This window comes from Pseudomonas sp. HMSC08G10, assembly GCF_001808425.1.
GTDB classification, from domain to species: Bacteria; Pseudomonadota; Gammaproteobacteria; order Pseudomonadales; family Pseudomonadaceae; genus Aquipseudomonas; species Aquipseudomonas guariconensis.
On sequence record NZ_KV793332.1, the window covers coordinates 45,570 to 72,375 of the forward strand.

25 protein-coding genes and 2 tRNA genes are annotated in these 26,806 nt (G+C 60.6%); 5 read left to right on the forward strand and 22 right to left on the reverse strand.

Features of this window, described 5'->3' with window-relative positions; genetic code table 11:
* Window positions 1–11: 11 nt before the first annotated feature.
* The 10 genes from nusA to rlmE all read right to left on the reverse strand — a co-directional run bounded on the left by nusA (window position 12) and on the right by rlmE (window position 8,596).
* Window positions 12–1,493 (reverse strand): transcription termination factor NusA, encoded by a 1,482-nt coding sequence (gene nusA, locus HMPREF3173_RS21320; protein WP_043210092.1) that lies wholly within the window; start codon window positions 1,491–1,493, stop codon window positions 12–14.
* A 59-nt stretch (window positions 1,494–1,552) separates the two neighbouring features.
* Window positions 1,553–2,011 (reverse strand): ribosome maturation factor RimP, encoded by a 459-nt coding sequence (rimP, locus tag HMPREF3173_RS21325; RefSeq protein ID WP_043210161.1) that lies wholly within the window; start codon window positions 2,009–2,011, stop codon window positions 1,553–1,555.
* 129 nt (window positions 2,012–2,140) lie between these two features.
* Window positions 2,141–2,217: transfer RNA gene (locus HMPREF3173_RS21330), tRNA-Met, on the reverse strand.
* 98 nt (window positions 2,218–2,315) lie between these two features.
* Window positions 2,316–2,401, reverse strand: a tRNA-Leu gene (locus HMPREF3173_RS21335).
* 21 nt (window positions 2,402–2,422) lie between these two features.
* Complete coding sequence (gene secG / locus HMPREF3173_RS21340; protein WP_070576486.1) at window positions 2,423–2,815, reverse strand: preprotein translocase subunit SecG; 393 nt, start codon at window positions 2,813–2,815, stop codon at window positions 2,423–2,425.
* A gap of 4 nt (window positions 2,816–2,819) precedes the next feature.
* Entirely contained in the window at window positions 2,820–3,575 is a 756-nt protein-coding gene (gene tpiA, locus HMPREF3173_RS21345; protein ID WP_070576488.1) for a triose-phosphate isomerase, read from the reverse strand.
* Between the two features lie 66 nt (window positions 3,576–3,641).
* Window positions 3,642–4,982: a phosphoglucosamine mutase gene (gene glmM, locus HMPREF3173_RS21350; RefSeq protein ID WP_070576491.1), complete on the reverse strand. Its 1,341-nt coding sequence runs from the start codon at window positions 4,980–4,982 to the stop codon at window positions 3,642–3,644.
* A 16-nt stretch (window positions 4,983–4,998) separates the two neighbouring features.
* Window positions 4,999–5,850: a dihydropteroate synthase gene (gene folP, locus HMPREF3173_RS21355; RefSeq protein ID WP_043210099.1), complete on the reverse strand. Its 852-nt coding sequence runs from the start codon at window positions 5,848–5,850 to the stop codon at window positions 4,999–5,001.
* A gap of 8 nt (window positions 5,851–5,858) precedes the next feature.
* Window positions 5,859–7,766 carry an ATP-dependent zinc metalloprotease FtsH gene (gene ftsH, locus HMPREF3173_RS21360; protein WP_043210103.1) on the reverse strand — a complete coding sequence of 636 codons (1,908 nt, stop codon included), beginning with the start codon at window positions 7,764–7,766 and terminating at the stop codon, window positions 5,859–5,861.
* Window positions 7,767–7,969: 203 nt separating this feature from the next.
* Entirely contained in the window at window positions 7,970–8,596 is a 627-nt protein-coding gene (rlmE, locus tag HMPREF3173_RS21365; RefSeq protein ID WP_070576494.1) for a 23S rRNA (uridine(2552)-2'-O)-methyltransferase RlmE, read from the reverse strand.
* A 102-nt stretch (window positions 8,597–8,698) separates the two neighbouring features.
* Between rlmE and yhbY the strand changes: the two genes are divergently transcribed.
* Complete coding sequence (yhbY, locus tag HMPREF3173_RS21370; protein ID WP_023378620.1) at window positions 8,699–9,007, forward strand: ribosome assembly RNA-binding protein YhbY; 309 nt, start codon at window positions 8,699–8,701, stop codon at window positions 9,005–9,007.
* Window positions 9,008–9,019: 12 nt separating this feature from the next.
* Here the strand turns inward: yhbY and HMPREF3173_RS21375 are convergent, their stop codons facing one another.
* From HMPREF3173_RS21375 to grpE, 8 genes are all read right to left on the reverse strand, one after another.
* Window positions 9,020–9,469 carry a hypothetical protein gene (locus tag HMPREF3173_RS21375; RefSeq protein ID WP_052352448.1) on the reverse strand — a complete coding sequence of 150 codons (450 nt, stop codon included), beginning with the start codon at window positions 9,467–9,469 and terminating at the stop codon, window positions 9,020–9,022.
* Window positions 9,447–9,929, reverse strand: a complete 483-nt coding sequence (greA, locus tag HMPREF3173_RS21380) for a transcription elongation factor GreA (RefSeq protein ID WP_080642091.1) — start codon at window positions 9,927–9,929, stop codon at window positions 9,447–9,449. Before greA ends, HMPREF3173_RS21375 begins: the two co-directional genes overlap by 23 nt.
* The gene (gene carB / locus HMPREF3173_RS21385) at window positions 9,926–13,147 is read right to left on the reverse strand and encodes a carbamoyl-phosphate synthase large subunit (protein ID WP_043210112.1); all 3,222 of its coding nucleotides are present in this window, start codon (window positions 13,145–13,147) and stop codon (window positions 9,926–9,928) included. The genes greA and carB overlap by 4 nt, the downstream gene beginning before the upstream one ends.
* A gap of 106 nt (window positions 13,148–13,253) precedes the next feature.
* A complete protein-coding gene (gene carA / locus HMPREF3173_RS21390; protein WP_043210113.1) occupies window positions 13,254–14,390 on the reverse strand; it encodes a glutamine-hydrolyzing carbamoyl-phosphate synthase small subunit in 1,137 nt (378 codons plus the stop codon).
* 320 nt (window positions 14,391–14,710) lie between these two features.
* Entirely contained in the window at window positions 14,711–15,517 is an 807-nt protein-coding gene (dapB, locus tag HMPREF3173_RS21395) for a 4-hydroxy-tetrahydrodipicolinate reductase (RefSeq protein WP_043210115.1), read from the reverse strand.
* 13 nt (window positions 15,518–15,530) lie between these two features.
* Window positions 15,531–16,655, reverse strand: a complete 1,125-nt coding sequence (gene dnaJ, locus HMPREF3173_RS21400) for a molecular chaperone DnaJ (protein ID WP_043210117.1) — start codon at window positions 16,653–16,655, stop codon at window positions 15,531–15,533.
* A 207-nt stretch (window positions 16,656–16,862) separates the two neighbouring features.
* Window positions 16,863–18,788: a molecular chaperone DnaK gene (dnaK, locus tag HMPREF3173_RS21405; RefSeq protein ID WP_043210119.1), complete on the reverse strand. Its 1,926-nt coding sequence runs from the start codon at window positions 18,786–18,788 to the stop codon at window positions 16,863–16,865.
* Between the two features lie 101 nt (window positions 18,789–18,889).
* Window positions 18,890–19,444, reverse strand: coding sequence for a nucleotide exchange factor GrpE (gene grpE / locus HMPREF3173_RS21410; RefSeq protein ID WP_070576497.1), 555 nt, complete (start codon window positions 19,442–19,444; stop codon window positions 18,890–18,892).
* A gap of 194 nt (window positions 19,445–19,638) precedes the next feature.
* Between grpE and recN the strand changes: the two genes are divergently transcribed.
* A complete protein-coding gene (recN, locus tag HMPREF3173_RS21415) occupies window positions 19,639–21,312 on the forward strand; it encodes a DNA repair protein RecN (protein WP_043210122.1) in 1,674 nt (557 codons plus the stop codon).
* 131 nt (window positions 21,313–21,443) lie between these two features.
* Here the strand turns inward: recN and fur are convergent, their stop codons facing one another.
* A complete protein-coding gene (gene fur / locus HMPREF3173_RS21420) occupies window positions 21,444–21,848 on the reverse strand; it encodes a ferric iron uptake transcriptional regulator (RefSeq protein WP_043210124.1) in 405 nt (134 codons plus the stop codon).
* A gap of 97 nt (window positions 21,849–21,945) precedes the next feature.
* On the opposite strand from fur, the gene HMPREF3173_RS21425 reads away from it, so the two are divergent.
* Window positions 21,946–22,476: an outer membrane protein assembly factor BamE gene (locus tag HMPREF3173_RS21425; protein WP_070576500.1), complete on the forward strand. Its 531-nt coding sequence runs from the start codon at window positions 21,946–21,948 to the stop codon at window positions 22,474–22,476.
* A 91-nt stretch (window positions 22,477–22,567) separates the two neighbouring features.
* Here HMPREF3173_RS21425 and HMPREF3173_RS21430 read toward each other — a convergent pair whose 3' ends face one another.
* Both HMPREF3173_RS21430 and HMPREF3173_RS21435 read right to left on the reverse strand, forming a co-directional pair.
* Window positions 22,568–22,876: an RnfH family protein gene (locus HMPREF3173_RS21430; RefSeq protein WP_070576502.1), complete on the reverse strand. Its 309-nt coding sequence runs from the start codon at window positions 22,874–22,876 to the stop codon at window positions 22,568–22,570.
* On the reverse strand, window positions 22,869–23,303 hold the full coding sequence (locus HMPREF3173_RS21435; RefSeq protein WP_070576505.1) for a type II toxin-antitoxin system RatA family toxin: 435 nt from the start codon (window positions 23,301–23,303) through the stop codon (window positions 22,869–22,871). Before HMPREF3173_RS21435 ends, HMPREF3173_RS21430 begins: the two co-directional genes overlap by 8 nt.
* A gap of 163 nt (window positions 23,304–23,466) precedes the next feature.
* Here HMPREF3173_RS21435 and smpB point away from each other — a divergent pair, with 163 nt between their 5' ends.
* Window positions 23,467–23,949, forward strand: coding sequence for an SsrA-binding protein SmpB (gene smpB, locus HMPREF3173_RS21440; protein WP_043210132.1), 483 nt, complete (start codon window positions 23,467–23,469; stop codon window positions 23,947–23,949).
* Window positions 23,950–24,063: 114 nt separating this feature from the next.
* Here smpB and HMPREF3173_RS21445 read toward each other — a convergent pair whose 3' ends face one another.
* Window positions 24,064–24,831, reverse strand: a complete 768-nt coding sequence (locus HMPREF3173_RS21445) for an FCD domain-containing protein (protein ID WP_043210135.1) — start codon at window positions 24,829–24,831, stop codon at window positions 24,064–24,066.
* Window positions 24,832–25,085: 254 nt separating this feature from the next.
* Between HMPREF3173_RS21445 and HMPREF3173_RS21450 the strand changes: the two genes are divergently transcribed.
* Entirely contained in the window at window positions 25,086–26,756 is a 1,671-nt protein-coding gene (locus HMPREF3173_RS21450; RefSeq protein WP_070576509.1) for a lactate permease LctP family transporter, read from the forward strand.
* The last annotated feature ends 50 nt before the right edge of the window (window positions 26,757–26,806 follow it).

Consider the following 26,806-nt stretch of genomic DNA (forward strand, 5'->3'; position numbering starts at 1 on the left):
GCCGCGCCTAATTACTCGAACCAATGGGCTCGGGCGGCCATGATCAACTTGCCGGCACGCTCTTCGTCGATGCCGTCGATGTCGAGCAGATCGTCAATCGACTGCTCGGCCAGGTCTTCGCGGTTAACCACGCCGCGCACCGCCAGTTCCGCCGCCAGATCCTTGTCCATACCCTCAAGGGAGAGCAGGTCGTCGGCCGGATGGGCGTCTGCCAGTTTTTCTTCGGTAGCGATGGCCTTGGTCAACAAACGGTCCTTGGCACGAGCGCGTAGCTCGTTGACGATTTCCTCGTCAAAGCCATCGATGTTGAGCATTTCTTCCAACGGTACGTAGGCAATTTCTTCGAGGCTGGTGAAGCCTTCGTCGACCAGCACTTGGGCCAGCTCCTCGTCGACTTCCAGTTCCTCGATAAAGTTGCGCAGGATGTCGCCGGTTTCTGCTTGTTGCTTGGCCTGGATGTCCTTCTCGGTCATTACGTTCAGGGTCCAGCCGGTCAACTGACTGGCCAGGCGAACGTTCTGACCACCACGGCCAATGGCTTGGGCCAGGTTGTCTTCGGCGACTGCGATGTCCATTGCATGGGCATCTTCATCAACGATGATCGCCGCGACTTCAGCCGGCGACATGGCGTTGATGACGAACTGCGCCGGGTTCTCATCCCACAGGACGATATCCACGCGCTCACCACCCAGCTCGCCGGATACGGCCTGGACGCGCGAACCACGCATGCCGATGCAGGCACCTTGCGGGTCGATGCGCTTGTCCTTGGAGCGGACGGCGATCTTGGCACGCGACCCCGGATCACGGGAGGCGGCCATGACTTCGATGAGACCTTCAGCGATCTCTGGCACTTCGATGCGGAACAGCTCGATCAGCATCTGCGGCGCGGTGCGCGACAGGATCAGCTGAGGGCCGCGGTTCTCGGTGCGGATTTCCTTGAGCAGTGCACGCAGGCGGACACCGACACGGAAGGTTTCGCGTGGGATGATGTCCTCGCGGGCCAACAGGGCCTCGGCGTTGTTGCCAAGGTCAACGATGACGTTGTCGCGGGTCACCTTCTTGACGGTGCCGGAGATGATCTCGCCAACACGCTCACGGTAGGCATCGACCACCTGGGCGCGCTCGGCCTCGCGGACCTTCTGCACGATCACCTGCTTGGCGGTCTGGGCGGCGATGCGGCCGAATTCGATCGACTCGATCTTCTCTTCGATCACGTCTCCGACCTTGGCATCAGGGTGGGTCTCGTGGATCTTGCTCAACCAGGTTTCGATCGCCGGATCATCCAGATCGGCTTCGTCAACCACGGTCCAGCGACGGAAGGTCTCGTAGCTACCGGTGTGGCGGTTGATTTCCACACGCAGATCGACTTCGTCCTCAAAACGTTTTTTGGTTGCAGTGGCCAGGGCCACTTCCAGCGCTTCGAAAATGACGCCGGGTGGTACACCCTTTTCGTTGGATACCGATTCAACAACCAGCAGTACTTCTTTGCTCATCGTACGCCTCGCCTTGCGCAAGCCATTGGGCCCGGATAGTCCGCCGGGCCCGGCACGTCTCAGTCAAAACTGGGAATAATATTGGCCTTGTCGATCGAGTCGATCGGCAACAGGAACTCATGGTTGTCCACCTGGACCACCACATCCTGATCCTCCACACCGCGGAGAAGGCCCTGGAAGTTACGACGACCTTCGAAGGGCGTACGCAGCTTGATCTTCACTTGTTCGCCGGCATGCGAGGCAAACTGTTCCAGAGTGAACAGCGGGCGGTCCATGCCAGGAGAGGACACCTCGAGGGTATATTCGTTGGTGATCGGATCTTCCACATCCAGAATGGCACTGGCTTGGCGACTGACAGCTTCGCAATCGTCCACCAGGATTCCGCCTTCCTTGTCGATATAGATGCGCAGGACCGAATGCTTACCCTGGGAAACGTATTCGATCCCCCAGCATTGATAGCCCAGACCCTCGACCACCGGGGCCAACAAGGCCTGCAACTGTTCTAGCTTGCTCGACACCTGAACCCCCTCGTGCATGCTGTGCAAATAAAAAATGGGCAAAGCGCCCATCCCTGAAAGCGCCGTTGGACAACGGCACAAGAACTGTTCAGCTAGCAAAAAGCCCCTGAAAAGGGGCTCCGCTGAAGCTGGTTGCGGGGGCTGGATTTGAACCAACGACCTTCGGGTTATGAGCCCGACGAGCTACCAAGCTGCTCCACCCCGCGACAAAGCTGGGGCGAAAGTATAAGACCGAACCCGCTACAGGGTCAATCTAACCTCCACCTGCAAGAAAGCCCGCTAAAGCGGGCTCTCATGCTTCAATTGGTACCGAGAAGGGGACTCGAACCCCTACACCCTATGGGCACAACCACCTCAAGGTTGCGTGTCTACCAATTCCACCACCTCGGCAATACTACTTCTTGAAACCCGTTACTTCTGCTCTTCGGTTGGAGGAGGTACGTCACCAGCGTTGGTGGTTTCGCTCTTCTTCTCCTGGAGCACCGGTACATCATCATTTACTGCCGGCTTCTGCTCTTTGACTTCCAGAACCGCTGGATCTGGCAGACCTGCTTGAGTCAGCTGATGAGCTTTCTCTTTAGCGAAGTATCCTAACCCAAGAGCAGTCAAAAAGAAAGTGGCAGCAAGTATAGCAGTAACTTTACTCAAAAAGGTAGCGGAACCTTGGCTTCCGAACACAGTATTTGAAGCACCTGCGCCGAAAGATGCACCTGCTTCCGCACCTTTACCCTGTTGCAACAGAACCAGCACTACCACAGCCAGTGCAGCCAACAGATGAAAAACAACTACGACTGTTTCCAGCATTTGTTCAGTTTCCTGCGGCGCGACAAATTGCACCGAATTCGTCTGCGTTCAAGGACGCTCCACCAATGAGCCCCCCATCGATATCCGGCATGCCGAACAGTTCGGCCGCATTGGCCGCCTTCACGCTGCCGCCATAAAGAAGCTGCACTTTCGCGGCAACTTCAGCGTCCTGCGCCGCCAGCTGGGCTCGAATGGCTGCATGCACATCCTGAGCTTGCTGAGGCGTCGCCGTCAAACCTGTACCGATGGCCCAAACAGGCTCATAGGCAATTACAGCATTGGCAAAAGCGGCAACACCGAACTCATCGATGATACTGCTCAGCTGACGCCCAACCACTTCCAGCGTCTTGCCTGCCTCGCGCTCCTTAAGGGTTTCTCCCACACAGAGCACAGGCTTCAAACCACTTGCCTGAGCGGCTGCGAACTTGCGATTGAGCACTTCATCGCTTTCGCCAACGATCTGGCGACGCTCCGAATGCCCGACCAGCACAAGCTTGCAGCCTGCTTCAGCCAGCTGACTCGGCGCAATCTCGCCAGTCAGCGCGCCCTGCTCGGGCTGTACAGCAGAATTCTGTGCGCCGACGGTGATTCCCTTGCCCTGCAACCCTTCAATCACTTGATTGATGAACAGCGACGGCGGAAACACCGCGACTTCCACTCCGCTCGGCAAGGCCAGATTGCTCAAGCCTTCGGTCAGCTCAGCGACGCTGGCGCGGGTACCGTGCATCTTCCAGTTACCAGCTACCATGGGGCGACGCATGCTTTACCTCGTCGGTCAAAGTGGGCGCAGATCTTACCCAACCGGATCTGCGCTGGCAAGCCTATTTCAGGCACAAACTTCAGCGACCAATTTGGCCAAGGCTTCGGCATGACCGCGGACCTGGTTTTCGTCGTCGCCTTCGACCATCACTCGCACCAGAGGCTCGGTACCGGACTTACGCAGCAGCACACGCCCGCGCCCGGCCATGGCCTCGGTGACCTTGGCGCTGGCCTCTCGCACGGCAGGGTTCTCCAGTGGGTCGACCTTGCTCGCACCAAAGCGCACATTGATCAGCACCTGCGGGCACTTGCGCAGCCCCTGGCGGGCCTGAGCAAGCGTCTCGCCCCGGCGCTTGAGCGCCAGCAGCACCTGCAGCGCGGCAATGATCGCATCTCCGGTGGTGGTGTGATTGCAGCACACGACGTGTCCAGAATTCTCGCCGCCGAGCTGCCAGTCGCGCTCGAGCAGCTCGGCCATCACATAACGATCACCCACCTTGGCCCGGGCAAACGGAATGTCCAGGTCCTTGAGCGCCAGCTCCAAGCCCAGGTTGCTCATCAGCGTGCCGACCACACCGCCCTGCAGCTTGCCACGATCTTTCAGGTCGCGGGCGATGATGAACAGCAGCTCGTCACCATCAACGATGGCGCCGGTATGGTCGACCATCAGCACGCGGTCGCCATCACCATCGAAGGCGATCCCAAGGTCGGCATGGCCCACCAATACGGCGGCCTGCAGCGACTCGATATGGGTCGAGCCGCAGCCTTCGTTGATGTTCAGCCCGTCAGGCTGGGCATGCAGTACGGTGACGTCGGCGCCGAGCTCACGGAAAACGCTTGGCGCCACCTTGTAGGTAGCACCATGAGCACAATCGACCACCAGCTTGAGCCCCTCGAAGTTGGTACTGGTGGGCACGCTGCTCTTGCAGAACTCGATGTAACGGCCCGCCGCGTCGTTGATGCGGGAAACCTTGCCCAGCTTGCTGGACTCGACCACAGTCATCGGCTGATCGAGCAGTTCCTCGATCATCAGCTCGACCTCGTCTGGCAATTTGGTGCCTTGGCCAGAGAAGAACTTGATGCCGTTATCATCGTGTGGATTGTGCGAAGCACTGATGACAATGCCGGCCTCTGCATGGAAGGTTCGAGTCAGGTAAGCGATCGCCGGAGTCGGCATGGGGCCGAGCAACATCACATCGGCACCGGCGGCAGAGAGGCCCGCTTCGAGCGCGGACTCGAACATGTAGCCCGAAATCCGGGTGTCCTTGCCCACCAGGACGCGGCAATTGCCCTGCTTGCGGAACGCCATGCCCGCTGCCCACCCCAACTTCAGCATGAAGTCAGGGGTGATCGGGTATTCGCCGACGCGGCCACGGATACCGTCGGTACCAAAGTATTTTCTGCTCATAGGGACTCCAATGTTCTTATTCGGCGTTCTGCACCGCAGTGATCATTCGCACCACGTCGACGGTCTCGGCCACATCGTGCACACGCAGGATGCTGGCTCCCTTGGTCATGGCCAATGCGGCCAGCGCCAGGCTGCCGTAAAGCCGCTCGCCAACGGGGCGATCGAGCGTGAGGCCGATCATGCTCTTGCGCGAGACACCGACCAGCAACGGCCGGCCCAGGCGATAGAGCACTTCCATGTGTTTGAAGAGGCTGAGGTTGTGATCAAGCGTCTTGGCAAAGCCAAAACCCGGATCGAGGATGATTCGGTCAGCGGCAATCCCTGCGACGGCGCATGCGGCCATCCGCTCTTCAAGATAGCGCGTCACGTCAGCGGAGACATCGTCGTAATGCGGATTGTCCTGCATGGTGCCCGGCTCGCCGCGCATGTGCATCAGGCACACCGGCAGGCCAGTGTCGGCGGCAGCATCCAGGGCACCATCACGCTCCAAAGCCCGTACGTCGTTGATCAATCCCGCACCCAGCCGAGCGGATTCGCGCATGACTGCAGGCGTGGAGGTATCGACCGAGATTATGACGTCGAGCCGGCTGTTGATTGCCTCGACCATGGGCGCCACTCGCTCCAGCTCCTCGGTCGGCGACACCGCTCTAGCGCCGGGACGCGTGGACTCGCCGCCGATGTCGATCAGCGTCGCGCCGGCAGCCACCATCGCCTCGGCATGGCGCAAGGCCTCGTCGCGCTGATTGAAGCGCCCGCCATCGGAGAAGGAGTCAGGGGTGATATTGAGGATACCCATGACATGGGTACGGGACAAATCAAGAACCCGGTTGCCGCAAGGCAACCGGGTCGGGTACTGCTGTGAGGTCATAGATGCCCTTAGTGTTGAGCCGCTGGACCGCCGATTGGCGACTCCGGACGATCATCTTGGGAGGCCTGATTGCCGGAGGTGCCGGCATCATTATCCCAATCGCGCGGTTCACGCGGCGTACGACCGGCCATGATGTCGTCGATCTGATCGGCATCGATGGTCTCGTACTTCATCAAGGCTTCGGCCATGGCGTCGAGCTTGTCGCGGTTGTCGGTGAGGATCTGCTTGGCGGTGGCGTAGCAATGGTCAATGATGCTGCGCACTTCGGAGTCGATCAGCTTGGCAGTCTCACCCGAGACGCTGGCATGCTGGCTCGCCGCACTGCGACCGAGGAACACCTCGCCCTCTTCTTCGGCATACATCAGCGGGCCGAGCTTCTCGGACAAGCCCCACTTGGTAACCATATTCCGGGCAATCTGGCTGGCGCGCATGATGTCGTTGGACGCACCGGTTGTGACGCCATCGAAGCCCAGGGTCATTTCTTCAGCGATACGGCCACCGTACAGCGAGCAGATCTGACTGACGAGCGCCCGCTTGGAAAGGCTGTAGCGGTCTTCCTCAGGCAGGAACATGGTCACACCCAGCGCACGACCGCGCGGAATGATCGAGACCTTGTAGACTGGGTCATGCTCGGGAACGAGACGACCGACAATGGCATGACCTGCCTCATGGTAGGCAGTGTTCTGTTTTTCCTTCTCGGACATGACCATGGTCTTGCGCTCGGCACCCATCATGATCTTGTCCTTGGCCAGCTCAAACTCCTTCATCTCAACCAGACGCTTGCTGGCGCGCGCGGCGAACAGAGAAGCCTCGTTGACCAGGTTGGCCAAGTCGGCACCGGAGAAACCTGGCGTACCGCGGGCGATGACGGCGGCGTTGACGTTCTCGCCAACCGGCACCTTGCGCATATGTACCTTGAGGATCTGCTCACGACCGCGGATGTCCGGCAGGCCGACCACCACCTGACGGTCGAAGCGACCAGGCCGCAGCAGCGCCGGGTCGAGCACGTCAGGACGGTTGGTGGCGGCGATCACGATGATGCCATCGTTCATTTCAAAGCCGTCCATCTCCACCAGCAACTGGTTGAGGGTCTGTTCACGCTCATCGTGCCCACCGCCCATGCCGGCGCCACGGTGGCGACCAACGGCGTCGATTTCGTCGATGAAAATGATGCAAGGGGCGTGCTTTTTCGCCTGCTCGAACATGTCGCGCACACGGCTCGCGCCCACACCGACGAACATCTCGACGAAGTCGGAACCGGAAATGGTGAAAAATGGCACCTTGGCCTCGCCCGCGATGGCCTTGGCCAGCAGCGTTTTACCAGTACCGGGCGGGCCGACCATCAGCACGCCACGCGGAATGCGACCACCCAGACGCTGGAACTTGCCCGGATCGCGCAGGAATTCGACCAGCTCGCCGACTTCTTCCTTGGCCTCATCGCAACCTGCGACGTCGGCCAGGGTAGTCTTGACCTGGTCTTCGGACAGCAGGCGCGCCTTGCTCTTGCCAAAGCTCATCGGGCCGCCCTTGCCGCCCGCACCGCCTTGCATCTGGCGCATGAAGAACATGAACACGGCGATGATCACCAAGATCGGGAAACTGGCGACCAGCAACTGAGTCCAGATGCTCTGCTGCTCAGGCTGCTTGCCTTCAACCACGACATGGTTATCGACCAGATCGCCGATCAGGCCGTTATCGGTAATGGCCGGACGAACGGTCTTGAAGTTGTCGCCATCGGTACGCTTGCCGGTAATGACATAGCCGTCGACGGTCACGCGCTCGACCTTCCCGTCCTTCACCTGCTGAATGAAGTCGGAATAGTTGAGGGTCTGCGGCTCATTAGGGCTGGAGAAGTTGTTCATCACCGTCACAAGGACAGCCGCGATGATCAACCACAGGATCAGATTCTTTGCCATGTCGTTCAATTAGCTACCCTCTGAGGTCGGCGCACGACGCAGCCGTGCCTCGCATGATATTCACCGCCCTAACTTACTACATTACCTACGCATCCGCAGGCGCCGTCTGTAACCCTTTGTGAAAGCTAGACTACACGAAGTTCGGACGATCCTGACGGAACCGCCGATTGGAAATAACTATCGGCCGATCCGCAAAACGCCTCTCACGCCCCCTTGAAGCCGCGTCCCAACAGGTACTGCTCACGGGAGCGATCACGCGACGACGACGGTTTGCGCATCTGCACCTTGTCGAACCTGCCACGCACGTCCTTCAGGTACTGGTCGAAACCTTCGCCCTGGAAGATCTTGATCAGGAAATCCCCGCCAGGTCGCAGCACGCGGCACGCCAGGTCCAGGGCCAACTCGCACAGGAACATGGCGCGCGGCATGTCCACGGCGGGCGTACCACTCATATTGGGGGCCATGTCTGAAATCACAAGGTCCACGTGAGAATCGCCGACCGCCTCGAGGATCTGCTGCAGCACCTCATCCTGGGTAAAGTCGCCCTGAATGAAGGTAACGTCGGGGATCGAGTCCATTTCCAGGATGTCGGAGGCGATCAGCCGCCCTTGACCACCAATCAGACGACTGGTCACCTGCGACCAGCCACCCGGCGCGGCACCGAGATCGATCACGCTCATGCCGGGGCGGATCAGCTTGTCCTTTTCCTGGATCTCCAGCAGCTTGTAGCTCGCGCGCGAGCGGTAGCCATCCTTCTGCGCCTGCTTGACGAAAGGATCGTTGAAATGCTCTCTCAGCCAGTTATGGCTGCTCTTGGAACGTTGCGCCACGGGGCACCTCGATGATTAGCGTCGTGATTGACTGGGCGGAGCCACGGGCCCTCGGGTAAAATGGCCGCCAATTTTACAGAATCAGACGAAAAGGGTCAGATTATGCCGCTCAATAACGAGCAGAAGAAACAATACAAATCGATTGGTCACGACCTGAAGCCGGTCTTGATCGTCGCGGGCAATGGCTTGAACGAAGGCGTCATCGCCGAACTGGAACGCGCACTGACCGATCATGAACTGATCAAGGTCGAAATCCGCTCGGAAGATCGCGAAGAGCGCGCTGCCGCCATTGCCGAACTGTGCAAGGCCGGCCGCGCCGAACTGGTACAGACCATCGGCAAGAAAGCGCTGATCTATCGCAAAAATCCGCAGCCGAACAAGCAGCTGTCCAATATCCACCGTTACAAGTGACGGTGGCTCCGGTCAGTGGCGCGATGGACGCGCCCTGACCGGGACCGGTTGGGCCACCAGCACGATGCCGGAGAAGCCCAGCACTAAAAAGCAGAACATCTGCCAACGCTCACCCACGGAAATCCCGTAGCGCAGCGTGTAATAGCCAACACAGGCACCGAAGCCGAGCAAAAGCATCTGCCCACGGAACTGTCGCCACCAAGCCGCCAGACCGTCTACCCTCGCCAATACCGCCAGCTGGGTCATCAGGCCAAGCAGCGCGACGCCGATCAACCAGCGGTCAATCTGGGCAGCCACATCCTGCACCAACAAGGGCGCAAGGCCCGTCACCTTGAGTGCCGGCACCAATCCCACATGAAAGACCCACAGGCCACCGACCCAGAATACCTGGGCCAGTTGCCAGAGGATGCCCTCAAGGGACGGCGCGCGTAGGCGCCGGTCAGATGTGCTTGACTTCGACAATCTCGTACTCGACCGTGCCGCTTGGCGTGTTGACGACGACGGTGTCGCCTTCTTCCTTGCCGATGATGGCACGGGCAATCGGCGCGCTCGCCGAGAGCTTGCCCTTCTTGATGTCCGCCTCATCCTCACCCACGATCTGGTAGGAAACCTGATCGCCGGTCTCAGTGTTCTCTAGGTCCACGGTGGTACCGAAGATCACCTTGCCGGTGTGGGCAATGGTGGTGACATCGATCACCACCGAGTTCTGCAGACGCCCTTCGATATCGCGGATACGCGCCTCGACCATGCCCTGCTCTTCACGAGCGGCATGGTATTCGGCGTTTTCCTTGAGGTCGCCCAGCTCCCGCGCTTCACCGATCGCCTGGCTCAGGCGCGGACGCTCGGTCTTGCTCAGGAAGAGCAGTTCCTCTTCCAGGGCGCGAGCGCCCTGGACGGTCATTGGGTACTTGGTAATGCTCATGCTTTGAGTCCTGCGTGCAGATCCTGCAAGCGGCGAACGGTCTTCTCGGGACCGAATTTCAGCGCTTCGCAGATGGCTTCACCAGCCGCAATGGTGGTCGTGCAGTAGATCTTGTGCTGCAGCGCATTGCGACGAATCGAGTAGGAATCGGCGATCGACTGACGACCTTCGGTAGTGTTGATGATCAGCGACACTTCGTCGTTCTTGATCATGTCGACCACGTGCGGACGGCCTTCGGTCACTTTGTTCACACGGCGCACCTTCAGGCCAGCCGCCTCGATGACCTTGGCAGTGCCTGCGGTAGCAACCACTTCGAAGCCTAGGGCGATCAGGTCGCGAGCGACACCCGCAACCTGCGGCTTATCGTCGTCACGCACGCTGATAAAGGCGGTACCACCGCTTGGCAGCACTTCGCTGGCACCCATCTGGGCCTTGGCAAAGGCTTCACCGAAGCTGTCGCCGACACCCATGACTTCACCGGTGGATTTCATCTCAGGGCCGAGGATCGGGTCAACACCTGGGAACTTCGCGAACGGGAAGACGGCTTCTTTGACGCTGTAGAAGTTCGGAATGATTTCCTGGGTGAAGCCCAGCTCTTTCAGGGTCTTACCAGCCATGACTCGAGCCGCGATCATCGCCAGCGAAGTGCCGATGCACTTGGAGACGAACGGTACGGTACGCGAGGCGCGCGGGTTGACTTCGATCACGTAGATCTTGTCGCCCTGCAGGGCCAGCTGCACGTTCATCAGACCGACGACACCCAGCTCCAGAGCCATTTTCTTGACCTGAACGCGGACTTCGTCCTGCACTTCCTTGCTCAACGAGTAAGGTGGCAGCGAGCATGCCGAGTCACCAGAGTGAACACCAGCCTGCTCAATGTGCTGCATGATCGCGCCGATCACCACGTCAGTACCGTCGCAGACCGCATCCACGTCCATTTCAATGGCGCAGTTGAGGAAGTGGTCGAGCAGTACCGGACTGTCGTTCGAGACCTGCACCGCTTCACGCAGATAGCGCTTGAGCTCGTCCAACTCGTAGACGATCTCCATGGCACGACCGCCCAGGACGTAAGAAGGACGCACCACCAGCGGGTAGCCGATGCCGCCAGCGGCGCTGATGGCTTCTTCTTCGCTGCGCACGGTGGCGTTTGGCGGCTGCAGCAGGCTCAGACGCTGAACCATCTGCTGGAAGCGCTCGCGGTCTTCGGCGCGGTCGATAGCGTCCGGGCTGGTACCGATGATCGGTACGCCGGCTTCTTCCAGGGCGCGGGCGAGTTTCAACGGGGTCTGGCCGCCGTAGTGAACGATGACGCCCTTCGGTTTCTCGACGCGGCAGACTTCCAGCACGTCTTCCAGGGTCAGCGGCTCGAAGTACAGACGGTCGGAAGTGTCGTAGTCGGTGGAGACGGTCTCCGGGTTGCAGTTGACCATGATGGTCTCGTAACCATCCTCACGCAGCGCGAGGGCGGCGTGTACGCAGCAGTAGTCGAACTCGATACCTTGGCCGATACGGTTCGGGCCACCACCCAGGATCATGATCTTGTCACGGGTCGATGGGTTGGCCTCGCACTCTTCCTCATAGGTCGAGTACAGGTAAGCGGTGTCGGTGGCGAACTCGGCAGCGCAGGTGTCGACGCGCTTGTACACCGGGAACACTTCGAGCTTGTGGCGGTGACGGCGCAGGTTCTTGTCGGTGATGCCGAGCAGCTTGGCCAGACGCTGGTCCGAGAAGCCCTTGCGCTTGAGGCGCAGCATGTAGTCCTTGTCGATCGACGACAGAGCCAGGGTCTTGACCTTCTCTTCTTCCTTGATCAGGTCTTCCATCTGCACCAGGAACCACATGTCGATGCCGGTCAGGTCGAAGATCTGCTCGCAGGTCATGCCAGCGCGCATGGCGTCGGCGACGTACCAGATACGCTCGGCGCCTGGCACGGTCAGCTCGCGCTTGAGGATACTGTTGGCTTCCGGGTTGGCCAGGTCGACTTTCGGGTCGAGGCCGCATGCACCCACTTCCAGACCACGCAGGGCTTTCTGCAGGGACTCTTGGAAGGTACGGCCAATGGCCATGACTTCACCCACGGATTTCATCTGGGTGGTCAGGCGGGCGTCGGCTTTGGGGAACTTCTCGAAGGCAAAGCGCGGCAGCTTGGTGACGACATAGTCGATCGACGGCTCAAAGGACGCCGGGGTACGGCCGCCGGTGATGTCGTTCTGCAGTTCGTCGAGGGTATACCCCACCGCCAGCTTGGCGGCGATCTTGGCGATCGGGAAGCCAGTGGCCTTGGAAGCCAGCGCCGAGGAGCGCGATACACGCGGGTTCATCTCGATCACGACCATGCGGCCGGTGTTCGGGCAGATACCGAACTGGACGTTGGAACCGCCGGTTTCGACGCCGATCTCGCGCAGCACCGCCAAGGAGGCGTTGCGCATGATCTGGTATTCCTTGTCAGTCAGGGTCTGCGCTGGTGCCACGGTGATGGAGTCACCGGTATGCACACCCATCGGGTCGAAGTTCTCGATGGAGCAGACGATGATGCAGTTGTCCTTCTTGTCACGGACAACCTCCATCTCGTATTCCTTCCAGCCGATCAGCGATTCGTCGATCAGCAGCTCCTTGGTCGGCGAAAGGTCCAGACCTCGGGCGCAGATCTCTTCGAACTCTTCACGGTTGTAGGCGATGCCGCCACCCGTGCCACCCATGGTGAAGGACGGACGGATGATGCACGGGAAGCCCAGGCGCTCGAGCACCGCATTGGCTTCTTCCATGCTATGGGCGATACCGGAGCGCGGGCATTCAAGGCCAATGGCCTTCATCGCCTTGTCGAAGCGCGAACGGTCTTCGGCCTTGTCGATGGTGTCGGCATTGGCACCGATCATCTCGACGCCGAATTTTTCCAGAACGCCGTGGCGCTCCAGGTCCAGGGCGCAGTTCAGCGCGGTTTGGCCGCCCATGGTCGGCAGCAGTGCGTCAGGGCGCTCTTTTTCGATGATCTTGGCCACCGACTGCCACTTGATCGGCTCGATGTAGGTGGCATCGGCCATGGCCGGGTCGGTCATGATGGTGGCCGGGTTGGAGTTCACCAGGATGACGCGGAAACCTTCCTCGCGCAGGGCTTTACAGGCCTGGGCGCCGGAGTAGTCGAATTCGCAGGCCTGGCCGATCACGATCGGGCCAGCGCCGAGAATCAGGATGCTTTTGATGTCTGTACGTTTTGGCATGGTTGTCACTCAAATCCGCGGGTCAGTCGGCAAGCCGTCTTGAACAATCTGGGTCAGGCGCTTCCGGGCGCGGCACTTGCCGCCCCGGGGCCTTGATGCAGGATGCTCAGCGGCGCTTGGCCATGGCATCGATGAAACGATCGAACAGTGGCGCGACGTCGGTCGGGCCTGGGCTCGCTTCAGGGTGGCCCTGGAAGCTGAACGCGCTCTTGTCGGTGCGCTCGATGCCCTGCAGGGTACCGTCGAACAGCGACTTGTGGATGGCGCGGACGTTGCCCGGCAAGGTGGCTTCGTCGACGGCGAAACCGTGGTTCTGGCTGGTGATCATGACCACGCCGGTGTCCAGATCCTGGACCGGGTGGTTGGCACCGTGATGGCCGTGGCCCATCTTGACAGTCTTGGCGCCAGAAGCCAGGGCCAGCAACTGGTGGCCGAGGCAGATACCAAAGACCGGAATATCGGTCTCGAGGATGTCCTTGATCGCCTGGATCGCGTAGTCGCATGGCTCGGGATCGCCAGGGCCGTTGGACAGGAACACGCCATCCGGATTCAGGGCCAGGACTTCGCTGGCAGGGGTCTGGGCCGGCACGACGGTCAGGCGGCAGCCACGAGCAACCAGCATTCGCAGAATGTTCAGCTTGACGCCGTAGTCGTAGGCCACCACGTGATAGGGCAGGTCCGCAGCTTCCAGAGTCGGGTGGCTGTCGGTTGCCAGATTCCACACACTGGAGCGCCATTCGTAGCGTTCCTTGGTGGAAACTTCCTTGGCCAGGTCCATGCCCTTGAGGCCTGGGAAGGCGCGAGCAGCGGCGATGGCGGCTTCTTCGCTGATGTTGTCACCGGCGAGGATGCAGCCGTTCTGGGCGCCCTTTTCGCGCAGGATTCGGGTCAGGCGACGAGTGTCGATGCCAGCGATGGCGACGACATTGTTGGCCTTGAGGTAGTCAGGCAGCGACTGGGTGTTGCGCCAGTTGCTGGCCAGCAGGGGCAGGTCACGGATAACCAGGCCAGCGGACCAGACACGGTTCGACTCGGCGTCTTCCGGTGTAGTACCGGTATTGCCAATGTGCGGGTAGGTCAGGGTAACGATTTGCTGCGCATAGGAAGGGTCTGTAAGGATTTCCTGGTAGCCGGTCATAGCGGTGTTGAATACCACCTCACCAACGGTCTGGCCGTCGGCACCGATAGCTTCACCGCGGAAAATACTGCCGTCGGCAAGGGCGAGTATGGCTGGCTTTGTCAAGAAGACCTCCCGTAAATCAAGCATGAAAGGGCGATCGCAGGTTGCAAAAAAGCGGAGTGACGTATGGACACGTCACCCCGCTTTCATGTGCTGAATTCAATTCGCTGCGCGCTTTTAGTGGACACACTAAAGCTGTAGCTTACAGAAAATTACGTTTTAGGTCTACCGCGTATGTGCCTCTGAAACACAGGAATGCGACAGGCTGGCATCGGCGACTTCTTCACGGGTAGCCCGCCCTCCCACAAGAACCGCGCCGCACATCAAAACAACGCTATTGCTGTAGGAGCGGGCTTGCCCGCGAGGCGCCTCTCTAACTTGCCTTAACGCAGCTCGAGCACATCCTGCATGTCGTACAGGCCTGGCTCGCGCCCCTCCAGCCATAGCGCGGCACGCACCGCCCCCTTGGCGAAGGTCATGCGGCTGGAGGCCTTGTGAGTGATCTCCACGCGCTCGCCTTCAGCGGCGAACAACACGGTATGGTCCCCCACTACATCACCGGCGCGCACCGTGGCGAAGCCGATGGTCTTACGATCGCGGGCACCGGTCTGCCCCTCACGCCCATAGACCGCCACTTCTCCCAGATCACGACCCAACGCCTGGGCAACCACTTCTCCCATACGCAAGGCAGTACCCGATGGTGCATCGACCTTGTGACGGTGGTGCGCCTCGATGATCTCGATATCCACCTCGTCGCCCAACACCCGCGCCGCGGTATCCAGAAGCTTGAGGCAAAGATTGACGCCAACGCTGAAGTTGGCGGCAAAGACGATCGGAATCTCCTTGCCCGCCTCGGCCAACTGTTCTTTTTCCTCGGGCGTGAAACCGGTAGTACCGATCACCATCGCCTTGCCTGCCTTGCGACAGAAGGCGAGGTTCTTCAGCGTCACCGACGGGTGGGTGAAGTCGATCAACACGTCGAATTCGTCAGCGACCTTGGACAGATCGCTGGAGATTTCCACGCCGATCCGCCCCAGGGCCGCCAGTTCGCCGGCATCGGCACCGACCAAAGAGCTGTCCGGACGATCGATGGCCGCCGTCAGGCCAGCCTGGGGCGCCTGTTGCTGCACAGCCTCGACGAGGGTCTTGCCCATTCGTCCCGCCGCGCCCATTACCGCAATACGTCGCATAGCCTGTTCCTTGTCAGAGATCACCGAAGAAGCGCTTCACACCCTCGAACCAGCCACTGGCCTTGGGCGAATGGGAGCTGTCGCCCTGCAACGAGTCGCGCAGTTCCTCAAGCAGCTCGCGCTGACGGCGACTGAGGTTGACCGGGGTCTCCACAGCTACACGGCACAGCAGGTCGCCAGCCCCGCCACCGCGCACAGGGGCTACGCCCTTGCCACGCAGACGGAACTGCTTGCCGGTCTGGGTGCCTTCCGGAATCTTGAGCTTGACCCGACCATCGAGAGTCGGCACTTCCAGTTCGCCACCCAGGGCCGCATCGGTGTAGCTGATCGGCACCTCGCAATACAGGTGCTTGCCGTCACGCTGGAAGATGGCGTGCTCGCGCACACTGATGACGACATAGAGGTCACCGGTCGGACCACCATGGGTCCCCGCCTCGCCTTCGCCAGAAAGACGAATGCGATCGCCGGTATCGACACCCGCCGGCACCTTGACCGACAGCGTCTTGTATTCCTCGACACGCCCCTCGCCATGGCAGGCGGTGCAAGGATCGGTGATGATCTTGCCTTGACCGTGGCAGCGCGGGCAGGTTTGCTGCACCGAGAAAAAGCCCTGCTGCATGCGCACCTGACCGATGCCGCCACAGGTTGGGCAAGCCGACGGGGTCGAGCCCTTCTTCGCACCGGAACCATCGCAAGGCTTGCAGTTGACCAGGGTGGGCACACGGATGCTGACCGTAGTGCCGCGCACGGCCTCCTCGAGGTTCAGCTCAAGGGTATAACGCAGGTCGCTGCCGCGCTGCGCACCGCCACGGGAACCGCCGCGCCCACCACCGAAGAAGTCACTGAAGACATCACCGAAGATGTCCGAGAAGTTAGCGCCACCAAAGCCGGCACCGCCACCACCCATGCTCGGATCGACGCCGGCATGTCCGTACTGGTCGTAGGCTGCGCGCTTGCTGGCATCGGACAGAACCTCGTAAGCCTCGTTGGCTTCCTTGAATTTGTCTTCCGATTCCTTGTCGCCCGGATTGCGGTCCGGGTGGTACTTCATCGCCAGGCGGCGATAGGCCTTCTTGAGGTCACCCTCGCTGGCGCCGCGCTCGACACCCAGGACCTCATAAAAATCACGCTTTGCCATAGGTCATTGCACTCTTGGGGGCATTCGGCGCGTTCATGCGCTTGCTGCGCCACGCCGTCAGCACCTGCCACCACACGATTGCGCCCTGACAGATGCTGTAAAAATTCTCGAATTCCAGACACACCAACGCGGGAGCAAGCCCCCGCGCGGCGACATCCTACCAGCTCACCGACATCAGACGATGAGCTGGCCGACAACATGCAGGGATTACTGCTTGTTGTTGTCTTTTACTTCTTCGAACTCGGCGTCAACCACGTCATCGTGCTTGGCTTCCGGCTCGGCCTGCTGTGCGCCGCCCTGAGGCTGTTCGGCCTGTTGCTCGGCGTACATCTTCTGGGCAACCGGCGCGGAGACCTTGGACAGTTCCTCGACCTTGGCATCGATGGCAGCCTTGTCGTCACCCTTCAGGGCAGCTTCCAGTGCAACCACAGCCGCTTCGATCGCCGCTTTCTCTTCGGCAGTGGCCTTGTCGCCAGCGTCGGTGACCATCTTGCGGGTCGAGTGAACCAGCGCATCACCCTGGTTACGAGCAGCAGCCAGCTCTTCGAACTTGCGGTCTTCCTCGGCGTTGGCCTCGGCGTCACGCACCATGCGCTCGATTTCCTCGTCGGACAGACCCGAGTTGGCCTTGATCACGATCGACTGGGACTTGCCAGTGGCCTTGTCCTTCGCGCTCACGTGCAGGATGCCGTTGGCATCGATGTCGAAGGTCACTTCGATCTGCGGAACACCACGCGGGGCTGGCGGAATGTCGGCCAGGTCGAATTTACCCAGCGACTTGTTCTGCGCAGCCTGCTTGCGCTCACCCTGCAGCACGTGAATGGTCACGGCGCTCTGGTTGTCATCGGCCGTCGAGAACACCTGCGACTTCTTGGTCGGGATGGTGGTGTTCTTCTCGATCAGCGCAGTCATCACGCCACCCATGGTTTCGATACCCAGGGTCAGCGGGCTGACGTCCAGCAGCAGAACGTCCTTGACGTCACCGGCCAGGACCGCGCCCTGAATGGCAGCACCCATGGCGACGGCTTCGTCCGGGTTGACGTCCTTGCGCGCTTCCTTGCCGAAGAAGTCGGCAACGGCCTTCTGTACCAGCGGCATACGGGTCTGGCCGCCGACCAGGATCACGTCGTCGATCTTGCTGGCGTCGATACCGGCGTCCTTCAGAGCGATGCGGCAAGGCTCGATGGTACGGTTGACCAGGTCCTCGACCAGCGACTCCAGCTTGGCGCGGGAGATCTTCACGTTCAGGTGCTTAGGACCGGTCGCATCTGCAGTGATGTACGGCAGGTTGACGTCGGTCGACTGAGCGGAGGACAGCTCGATCTTGGCCTTTTCAGCAGCTTCCTTCAGACGCTGCAGAGCAAGCGGATCGTTCTTCAGGTCCATGCCGGACTCTTTCTTGAACTCATCGACAAGGTAGTCGATCAGGCGCATGTCGAAGTCTTCGCCACCCAGGAAGGTGTCGCCGTTGGTGGCCAGTACTTCGAACTGGTGCTCACCGTCGACTTCAGCGATTTCGATGACCGAAACGTCGAAGGTACCACCACCGAGGTCATACACGATGACAGTGTGGTCACCCTTGGCCTTGTCCATGCCGTAGGCCAGTGCAGCGGCGGTCGGCTCGTTGATGATGCGCTTGACGTCCAGACCGGCGATGCGACCGGCGTCCTTGGTGGCCTGGCGCTGGCTGTCGTTGAAGTAGGCCGGCACGGTGATGACCGCTTCGGTCACTGGCTCGCCGAGGTAGTCTTCGGCGGTCTTCTTCATTTTCTTCAGGACTTCGGCGCTGATCTGCGGCGGAGCCATTTCCTTGCCGCTGGCTTCGACCCAGGCGTCACCGTTGTTGGCCTTGACGATCTTGTACGGAACCAGCTTGATGTCTTTCTGCACAACATCTTCTTCGAAGCGACGGCCGATCAGGCGCTTCACTGCGAACAGGGTGTTGTGCGGGTTGGTGACGGCCTGACGCTTGGCCGACTGGCCAACCAGGATCTCGCCATCGTTGGCGTAGGCCACGATCGAAGGGGTGGTACGCGCGCCTTCGGCGTTCTCGATGACTTTGACGTTACCGTTTTCCAGAATGGAGACGCACGAGTTGGTAGTCCCCAGGTCGATACCGATGATTTTGCCCATGTTTACTCTCCCGAAACTTGAATTAGGTTGCAGCGGCTACATTGGCCAACTGCGGTAATACTTGAATGCTTGACACCTAGATGGGGATGCCCGGAAGGATTTCAAGCCTTTTCATCAATCGACGGCTGGGGGGCTGTCGGCGCCTTGCTGACCACCACCATGGCGGGACGCAGCAGGCGGCCATTGAGCAGGTAGCCCTTCTGGAACACCTTGAGCACGCTGTTCGGCTCGACGTCAGCGCTTTCCTGCATGGCCATGGCCTGGTGGTGCTCGGCGTTGAACGGCTCGCCGTGCGGGTCGACAGCCTCGAGGTTGTAACGCTTGAGGGTGTCGTGGAACATCTTCAGGGTCAGCTCGATGCCTTCGCGCATCGGCTTGATGGTCTCGTCGTCGGCGCTGGACAGCTCCAGGCCACGCTCCAGGCTGTCGATCACCGGAAGCAAGTCGCCCGCGAACTTCTCCAGGGCAAACTTGTGGGCCTTCTCGACATCCTGCTCGGCGCGACGGCGGATGTTCTGCAGTTCGGCGGCAGCGCGCAGGGACTGATCCTTGGCGGCGGCCAGCTGCTCCTCGAGCACCTGGACGCGGGCACCGAGATCCTCTGCACCAGCCTCTTCGGCGTTAAGGTTCTTCTCATCCAGCTGTTCGTCAGCCATTAGGTTTCTCCTCCGCAATTTCTGATATGCGAGCCCAGGCTCGTCTTGTCTTGCCGGCTATATGGGGCCGGAAAAACTAGGTTCAAGGGCCAACGCTGTTTTCCCATGACGATATTGATCGCCCGGCGGGCATTGTCAGCCCGACGAAAAGCACTGTATAAATAACCAGACATGACCCTTCGGGAGCCGCCCTCATGCTGGTGCACCTGTCCATTCACAACTACGCCATCGTCGAGCACCTCGACCTCGAACTTGCCCGCGGCATGAGCGTGATCACCGGCGAAACCGGCGCCGGCAAGTCGATCATGCTCGACGCCCTGGGCTTGGCCTTGGGCGATCGCGCCGACAGCGGCGTGGTACGCCCTGGCGCAGACAAGGCGGACATCCTCGCCACATTCGACCTGGACGAGATTCCTGAAGCCCGTGCCTGGCTGGCCGAGCGCGACCTGGACAACACCGGCCCCTGCATCCTGCGCCGGGTCATCACTGCCGAAGGACGCAGCCGCGGCTATATCAATGGCACCCCTTCCCCCTTGGGCGATCTCAAGGCCCTGGGCGAACTGCTCATCGATATTCATAGCCAGCACGAACACCAGTCTCTGTTGAAAACCGACACCCATCGTCGCCTTGTGGACGAGTACGCGGGCGCCATCGACCTGGCCCGTCAGGTACAACTGGCTGCCCAGCGCTGGCGTCAGACCCGCCAGGAGCTGGAGCGCCTGTCCAACTCCGGCGACGAGCAACGCGCCCGTCACCAATTGCTCAGCTATCAACTCGAAGAGCTGGACAACCTTGGCCTGGGCGAAAATGAACTGGAGCAACTGGAACAGGAACATAAAAGCCTGACCAACGCCGAGGCCCTGTTCGGTATCTGCCGCCAGGTGATCGACCATTGCAGCGAAAGCGATTCCGGCAATGTGCTCAGTGCACTGACCACCAGCCTCAATCGCCTGACCGCCGTCGCCAACGCGCCCAAAGCGCTGGGCGAGGCCGCCAATCTAATCGCCAGCGCACAGATCCAGGTCGAGGAAGCCGTGGGCGAACTCAACCGCTTCCTCGATCACTTCGATGCCGACCCCATGCGCCTGCAAGCCCTGGAGGAACGCCTCGACACTATCTACACCCTGGCACGCAAGCACCGCGTGCACCCGACCGAGCTTCCTCACCTGCAACAGCGCTTGATGGACGAGCTGGAAGGGCTCAACGCCAGCGACGAATCGATCGAGCGCCTGGGCGAGGAACTGGCCGCCTATGCCCAGCATTACCAGACCAAAGCCCTCGAGCTCAGCGCCTTGCGCCAGCAGGCGGCCAAGCAGCTCGCCACGGCCGTTGAACAGGAGATCCAGCGCCTGGGCATGCCCGGCGGGCGTTTCTGTATCGAACTCACGCCCTATGAAGGCAGCGAGCTTTCGCCCCATGGTCTGGAGGTGGTCGAGCTGCTGGTGAGCGCCAACCCGGGCCAGCCACTCAAGGGCTTGGCAAAAGTGGCGTCAGGCGGCGAGCTGTCGCGGATCAGTCTGGCGATCCAGGTGATCACTGCGCAAACCTCGCGCATCCCCACCTTGGTGTTCGATGAAGTGGACGTTGGCATCGGCGGCCCTACCGCAGAAATTGTCGGCCAGCTGTTACGTCGGCTGGGCGAGCGCGGCCAAGTCCTGACCGTGACCCACCTGCCCCAGGTCGCTGCCCAGGGGCACCATCACCTGTTCGTGCACAAGGTACGCAACAGCGATACCACTCATACAGCAGTGGCCAACCTGGGCAAGCGCGAGCGGGTCGAGGAGGTGGCGCGGATGTTGGGCGGCATCGACCTCACCAAGGAATCGCTGGCCCATGCGCGCAAGATGGTGGTCACAGGTAAGGCCTGAGTTGTTCGGCTTCAATTAAGGCGCAGCGCTCGTGGGATCGGGCCTATGTATGAATAACAACGAGATCCCCCGCAACCTAAAAACAAAAGGCGACCCGAGGGCCGCCTTTGTTTTGTTAACGATATAAATCGTTACTTTTTCTTGCGCACATAGAGGACCAGGTTATGGTCAACCAGCTCGTAGCCGTGCTGGGCAACGATCTCTTTCTGGCGCTTTTCGATCTCTGTATCCACGAACTCGATGACTTCACCAGAGTCCACGTTGACCATATGGTCGTGGTGGCCGCCGTCAGCCAGCTCGAAGACCGCATGACCGCCGTCGAAGTTGTGGCGAACCACTAGACCCGCCGCTTCGAACTGGGTCAGTACGCGATACACGGTTGCCAGACCGACGTCTTCACCGGCTTCCATCAGTGCCTTGTAGACGTCTTCGGCGCTCATGTGGCGCTGCTCCGTGGAGTCGAGCATCTGTAGAATCTTGACTCGAGGCAGGGTCACCTTGAGACCGGCTTTGCGCAATTCGCTATTTTCAACCATGGTCAGCTTTCTCGCCGATGCTGCTTCGCAGCTTCTCTTAATACGGGTATGATCGGGGTTTACGTTGTCCAGCCAAGATAGTGGAAGTCGCCCACCGATGCAAAACACCAAGCTCTTGCTAACCAGCCTCACCCTAGTGGGACTGCTCGCACTCGCCGGTTGCTCGTTTCCCGGGGTTTACAAAATCGACATCCAGCAGGGCAATGTCGTTACGCAGGACATGATAGACCAATTGCGCCCCGGAATGACCCGCCGCCAAGTAAGGTTTATCATGGGCAACCCACTCATCCAGGACACGTTCAATACCAATCGCTGGGATTATCTCTACAGCCTGCAGCCTGGCGGCGGCCAGCGTCAGCAAGAGCGCATGAGCATTTTCTTCAACGACAGCGATCAATTGGTCAGCCTGTCCGGCGACTTCATGCCAGGCGTGAGCCGCGACCAGGAAATCCTCGGCGGCAGCGGCGACACCACCGTCAGCCCAGCCACTCAACCGACCCAGCCAAGCCAACCGGAAGAAAAACCGGCCAAGCCAGGCTCGTTGGAAGAATCGATCCAGAAAGAAATCGACACCATCGAGACCACGCCGGTCCCAACACCAGCACCGCTGGAAACCTCCCCGCAATAAGCGCGGCGAGACAAAAAAGCCCGGGCACTGCCCGGGCTTTTTATTGCCTGCTCGACTTAAGGACCACTTGCGTGCCCAACAAGCATCAGGCCTATCCCTGCCGCGCAGCTCTCGCCTTGGCCGCACGCAGCTTGCGCACTTCCTTCGGATCCGCCAACAACGGCCGGTAGACCTCCAGACGATCCCCCTCTTCGACTTGATGCGCAAACGGATCATTCACCACCTTGCCGAAGATCCCCACCGGGCAAGCCTCGACGTCCAAGCCCGGCACTTGCTCGGCGAGCCGAGAATGGAGCAACGCCTGATGTACGGTTGTGCCGGCGGGCACCACGCACGTCAGCAGCCACTGACGCTCGGCAGTGGCGTAAACGACCTCGATGCTCAGGCTTGCCTCAACCATTGAGTTGCTTGGCCCGCTGGCAGAATGCATCGACCAGCGTGTTGGCCGCCTGGTTGAACAGAGGGCCGAGGGTGGCGCGCACCAGAGGGCCGGCGTAATCGAAGGACAGGTCCAGGCTGATCTTGCAGGCCTTATCGCCCAATGCCTTGAACACCCACAGGCCATGCAACTGGGTGAACGGCCCTTCCTCCAGATTCATTTCGATCGACTGCCCAGGTACCAGCACATTACGTGTGACGAACTGCTGGCTCATGCCGCCCTTGGCCACCTCCAGCTTCGCCCGCATGTGCGTGTCGCTGGCTTCGATCACGGTCGAAGCCGAGCACCACGGCAGGAACTTCGGGTAGTTGGCCACATCATTCACCAGATCGTAGAGCGCCTGGGCAGGGTACGGCAGCAGGGCAGAGCGTTGAATATGGGTAGTCATCCAGGCGTCACTTCCAAGGCAGGGCGGCAGCGCTTTCTAAGCACATCGAAAACAGTCCCCTTCGAGGGAACAGGCCCTGCATTGTCCGGGATTCATCCTACAGGCTCAAGCACACCTAAACCCCGTAGCCGCCGACGCAGCGACTGCCTATAATGCGGCCCCTATGGCTAAGCAAAAGAAACATCCGACCGGGACCATCGCGCAAAACAAAAAAGCGCGACACGATTACTTCATCGAACACAAGTTCGAGGCCGGACTGGTCCTGTCCGGTTGGGAAGTAAAGAGCCTGCGGGCCGGCAAGGCGCACCTGACCGACAGCTACGTGCTGCTCAAGGATGGCGAAGCCTGGCTGTTCGGCAGCCACATCACCCCGCTGACCACCGCCAGCACCCACGTCATCGCCGACCCCACCCGCACCCGCAAGCTGCTGCTGAACAAGCGCGAGCTCGAACGCGTGGAAGCTGCCGTGGCACAGAAGGGCTACACCTGCGTAGCCCTCTCGCTGTACTGGAGCAAGCACCTGATCAAGTGCGAAATTGCACTGGGTAAGGGCAAGAAGGAGTTCGACAAGCGCGACACCCTGCGCGAGCGCGATTCCAACCGCGAGATCCAGCGCACGATGCGCAACAAGGGCAAGGGCGAGTAAGCCCTCCCTGCCTGTGCAGGCCTATTCGCGGGTAAACCCGTTCCTACAGGGACAGCGACGGCAACCCTGTGGAAGCGGGTTTACCCGCTAAACGCCTACACAAAGCAACCCATCTCAACGCCCGCTGCGTCGCTCTGCGCGTGCTACACGCTGGGCCTCCTGCTGCGCTTCTTCGAGCACTTCCTGCACGTACAGAATGTGCCGGCTCGAGACCTCCCGCGCATCGTCTGCCCTACCCTCGATGATTGCCCGATACAACTCGCGATGCTGACTGATCAGCATGTCGCGGGTCTCGCTGCGCTGTTGGTACATACCGCCGATATTGGTCACCACGTTGCGCTTGAGCAGGTCGAACAAGCCGCGGATGGTATGGAGCAGCACTGCATTGTGACTGGCCTCGGCGATCGCCAGGTGAAAACGCGCATCGGCCGCCCCCTCCTCCGCCCGACTGACCTCGTCGACACGGGCATAGCAGTCCTGCAGCGCATCGAAGGCAGCCTTGAGCCGCTCACGGTCAGGCTCTGTGGCCCGCTGGGCCGCATAGTAGGCACAGGAAGCCTCCAGCGTATGGCGAAACTCCAACAGGTCGCGCTGAGCCTCGGGGTTGCGCTCGAGCAGCTGCAGCAACGGATCGCTGAACGTTGACCCCAGTGCCTCGGCCACATAGTTGCCACCGCCCTGGCGACTGACCAACAACCCTTTAGCCACCAGCTTCTGGATCGCCTCGCGCAACGAAGGCCGGGATACGCCAAACTGCTCCGCCAACACGCGCTCGGCCGGCAGGCGCTGCCCTGAGGTCAGCGTACCTTCGAGAATCATCCCTTCCAACCGATCGACGATGTCGTCGGACAGGCGCCGCTGGCGGACCTGATCAAAAACCATCACATGCTCTCCACAATCCCCACGCACTTAGGGGGGCGTCCATTCTCGCCGATCCACAGCGTATCGACACCCATCAGTTGATGATTTCCCCTGCCCATCAGCCGGCCATTCATCGGCTTCCGACCAAAGTTTTGCCCAGGACAAATTGACACAGCCTCGATAGCGCTTTTAACCTAGCGACCAGCCATTGTAAATTGGTATTACCAATTATCCAATGCCAGTGCCTGACCAACAACAATTAGGGGCCACCCCATATGCAAACCTGGCAACAACTCTATAGCCCGCTTGGTAGTCTTGGCCTGTCCGCGCTGGCGGCGGTCATTCCCATCGTGTTCTTCTTCCTGGCCTTGGCGGTGTTCCGCCTCAAAGGTCACGTCGCCGGCAGCATCACGCTGGCCCTGTCGATCCTGGTTGCGATCTTCGCCTTCCAGATGCCTGTCGACATGGCCCTGGCCGCTGCAGGCTACGGCTTCCTCTACGGCCTGTGGCCGATTGCCTGGATCATCGTTGCCGCGGTGTTCCTCTACAAACTCACGGTCAAGAGCGGCCAGTTCGAAGTAATCCGAAGCTCCGTGCTGTCGATCACCGATGACCAGCGCCTGCAGGTGCTGCTGATCGGCTTCTGCTTCGGCGCCTTCCTCGAAGGCGCGGCCGGCTTCGGCGCCCCGGTGGCCATCACTGCCGCGCTGCTGGTGGGCTTGGGCTTCAACCCGCTGTACGCCGCCGGCCTGTGCCTGATCGCCAACACCGCCCCGGTGGCGTTCGGTGCCCTGGGCATTCCGATCATCGTCGCCGGCCAAGTCACGGGGATCGACGCCTTCCACATCGGCGCCATGACGGGCCGCCAGCTGCCACTGCTGTCGCTGTTCGTGCCGTTCTGGCTGGTGTTCATGATGGATGGCCTGCGCGGCGTGAAGGAAACCTGGCCAGCCGCCCTGGTGGCCGGCCTGAGCTTCGCCATCACCCAGTACTTCACGTCGAACTTCATCGGCCCTGAGCTGCCGGACATCACCTCGGCACTGGCCAGCCTGATCGCCCTGACCCTGTTCCTGAAAGTCTGGCAGCCCAAACGCGCCTTCGCCGAAGCCAAAGGCAGTGTCGGCGCGGCCGTGGTCAGCAGTGGCGGTAGCCAACCTTCGCCATACAGCTTCGGCGAGATTTTCAAGGCCTGGTCGCCGTTCCTGATCCTGACCGTGCTGGTCACCATCTGGACCCTCAAACCGTTCAAGGCAGCCTTCGCCCCGGGCGGCGCGATGTACAACTTCGTGTTCAACTTCGCCATCCCGCACCTCGACCAGTTGGTGATCAAGACTGCGCCGATCGTCACCGCGCCGACCGCCATGCCGGCGATCTTCAAGCTCGACCCGATCTCCGCCACCGGCACAGCGATCTTCCTCTCGGCACTGATCTCGATGTGGGTCCTCAAGATCAACGTAAAAACTGGTCTGACCACTTTGAAGGAGACGTTCTGGGAGCTGCGCTGGCCGATCCTGTCGATTGGCATGGTCCTGGCCTTCGCCTTCGTCACCAACTATTCGGGCATGTCCTCGACCATGGCCCTGGTGCTGGCCGGTACGGGTGCTGCATTCCCATTCTTCTCGCCGTTCCTGGGCTGGCTGGGTGTGTTCCTGACGGGCTCCGACACGTCGTCCAACGCCCTGTTCAGCTCACTGCAAGCCACCACCGCGCACCAGATCGGGGTCAACGACACCCTGCTGGTGGCCGCCAACACCAGCGGCGGCGTGACCGGAAAGATGATCTCGCCGCAGTCCATCGCCGTGGCCTGCGCGGCCACCGGGTTGGTGGGCAAGGAGTCCGACCTGTTCCGCTTTACCGTCAAGCACAGCCTGTTCTTCGCCACCATCGTCGGCCTGATCACCCTGGTCCAGGCCTACTGGCTCACCGGCATGCTGGTTCATCACTAAAGTGAAAGGTGCCGGGCGCCTTGGCGCGCCCGGCAACGATCCCCACCCAC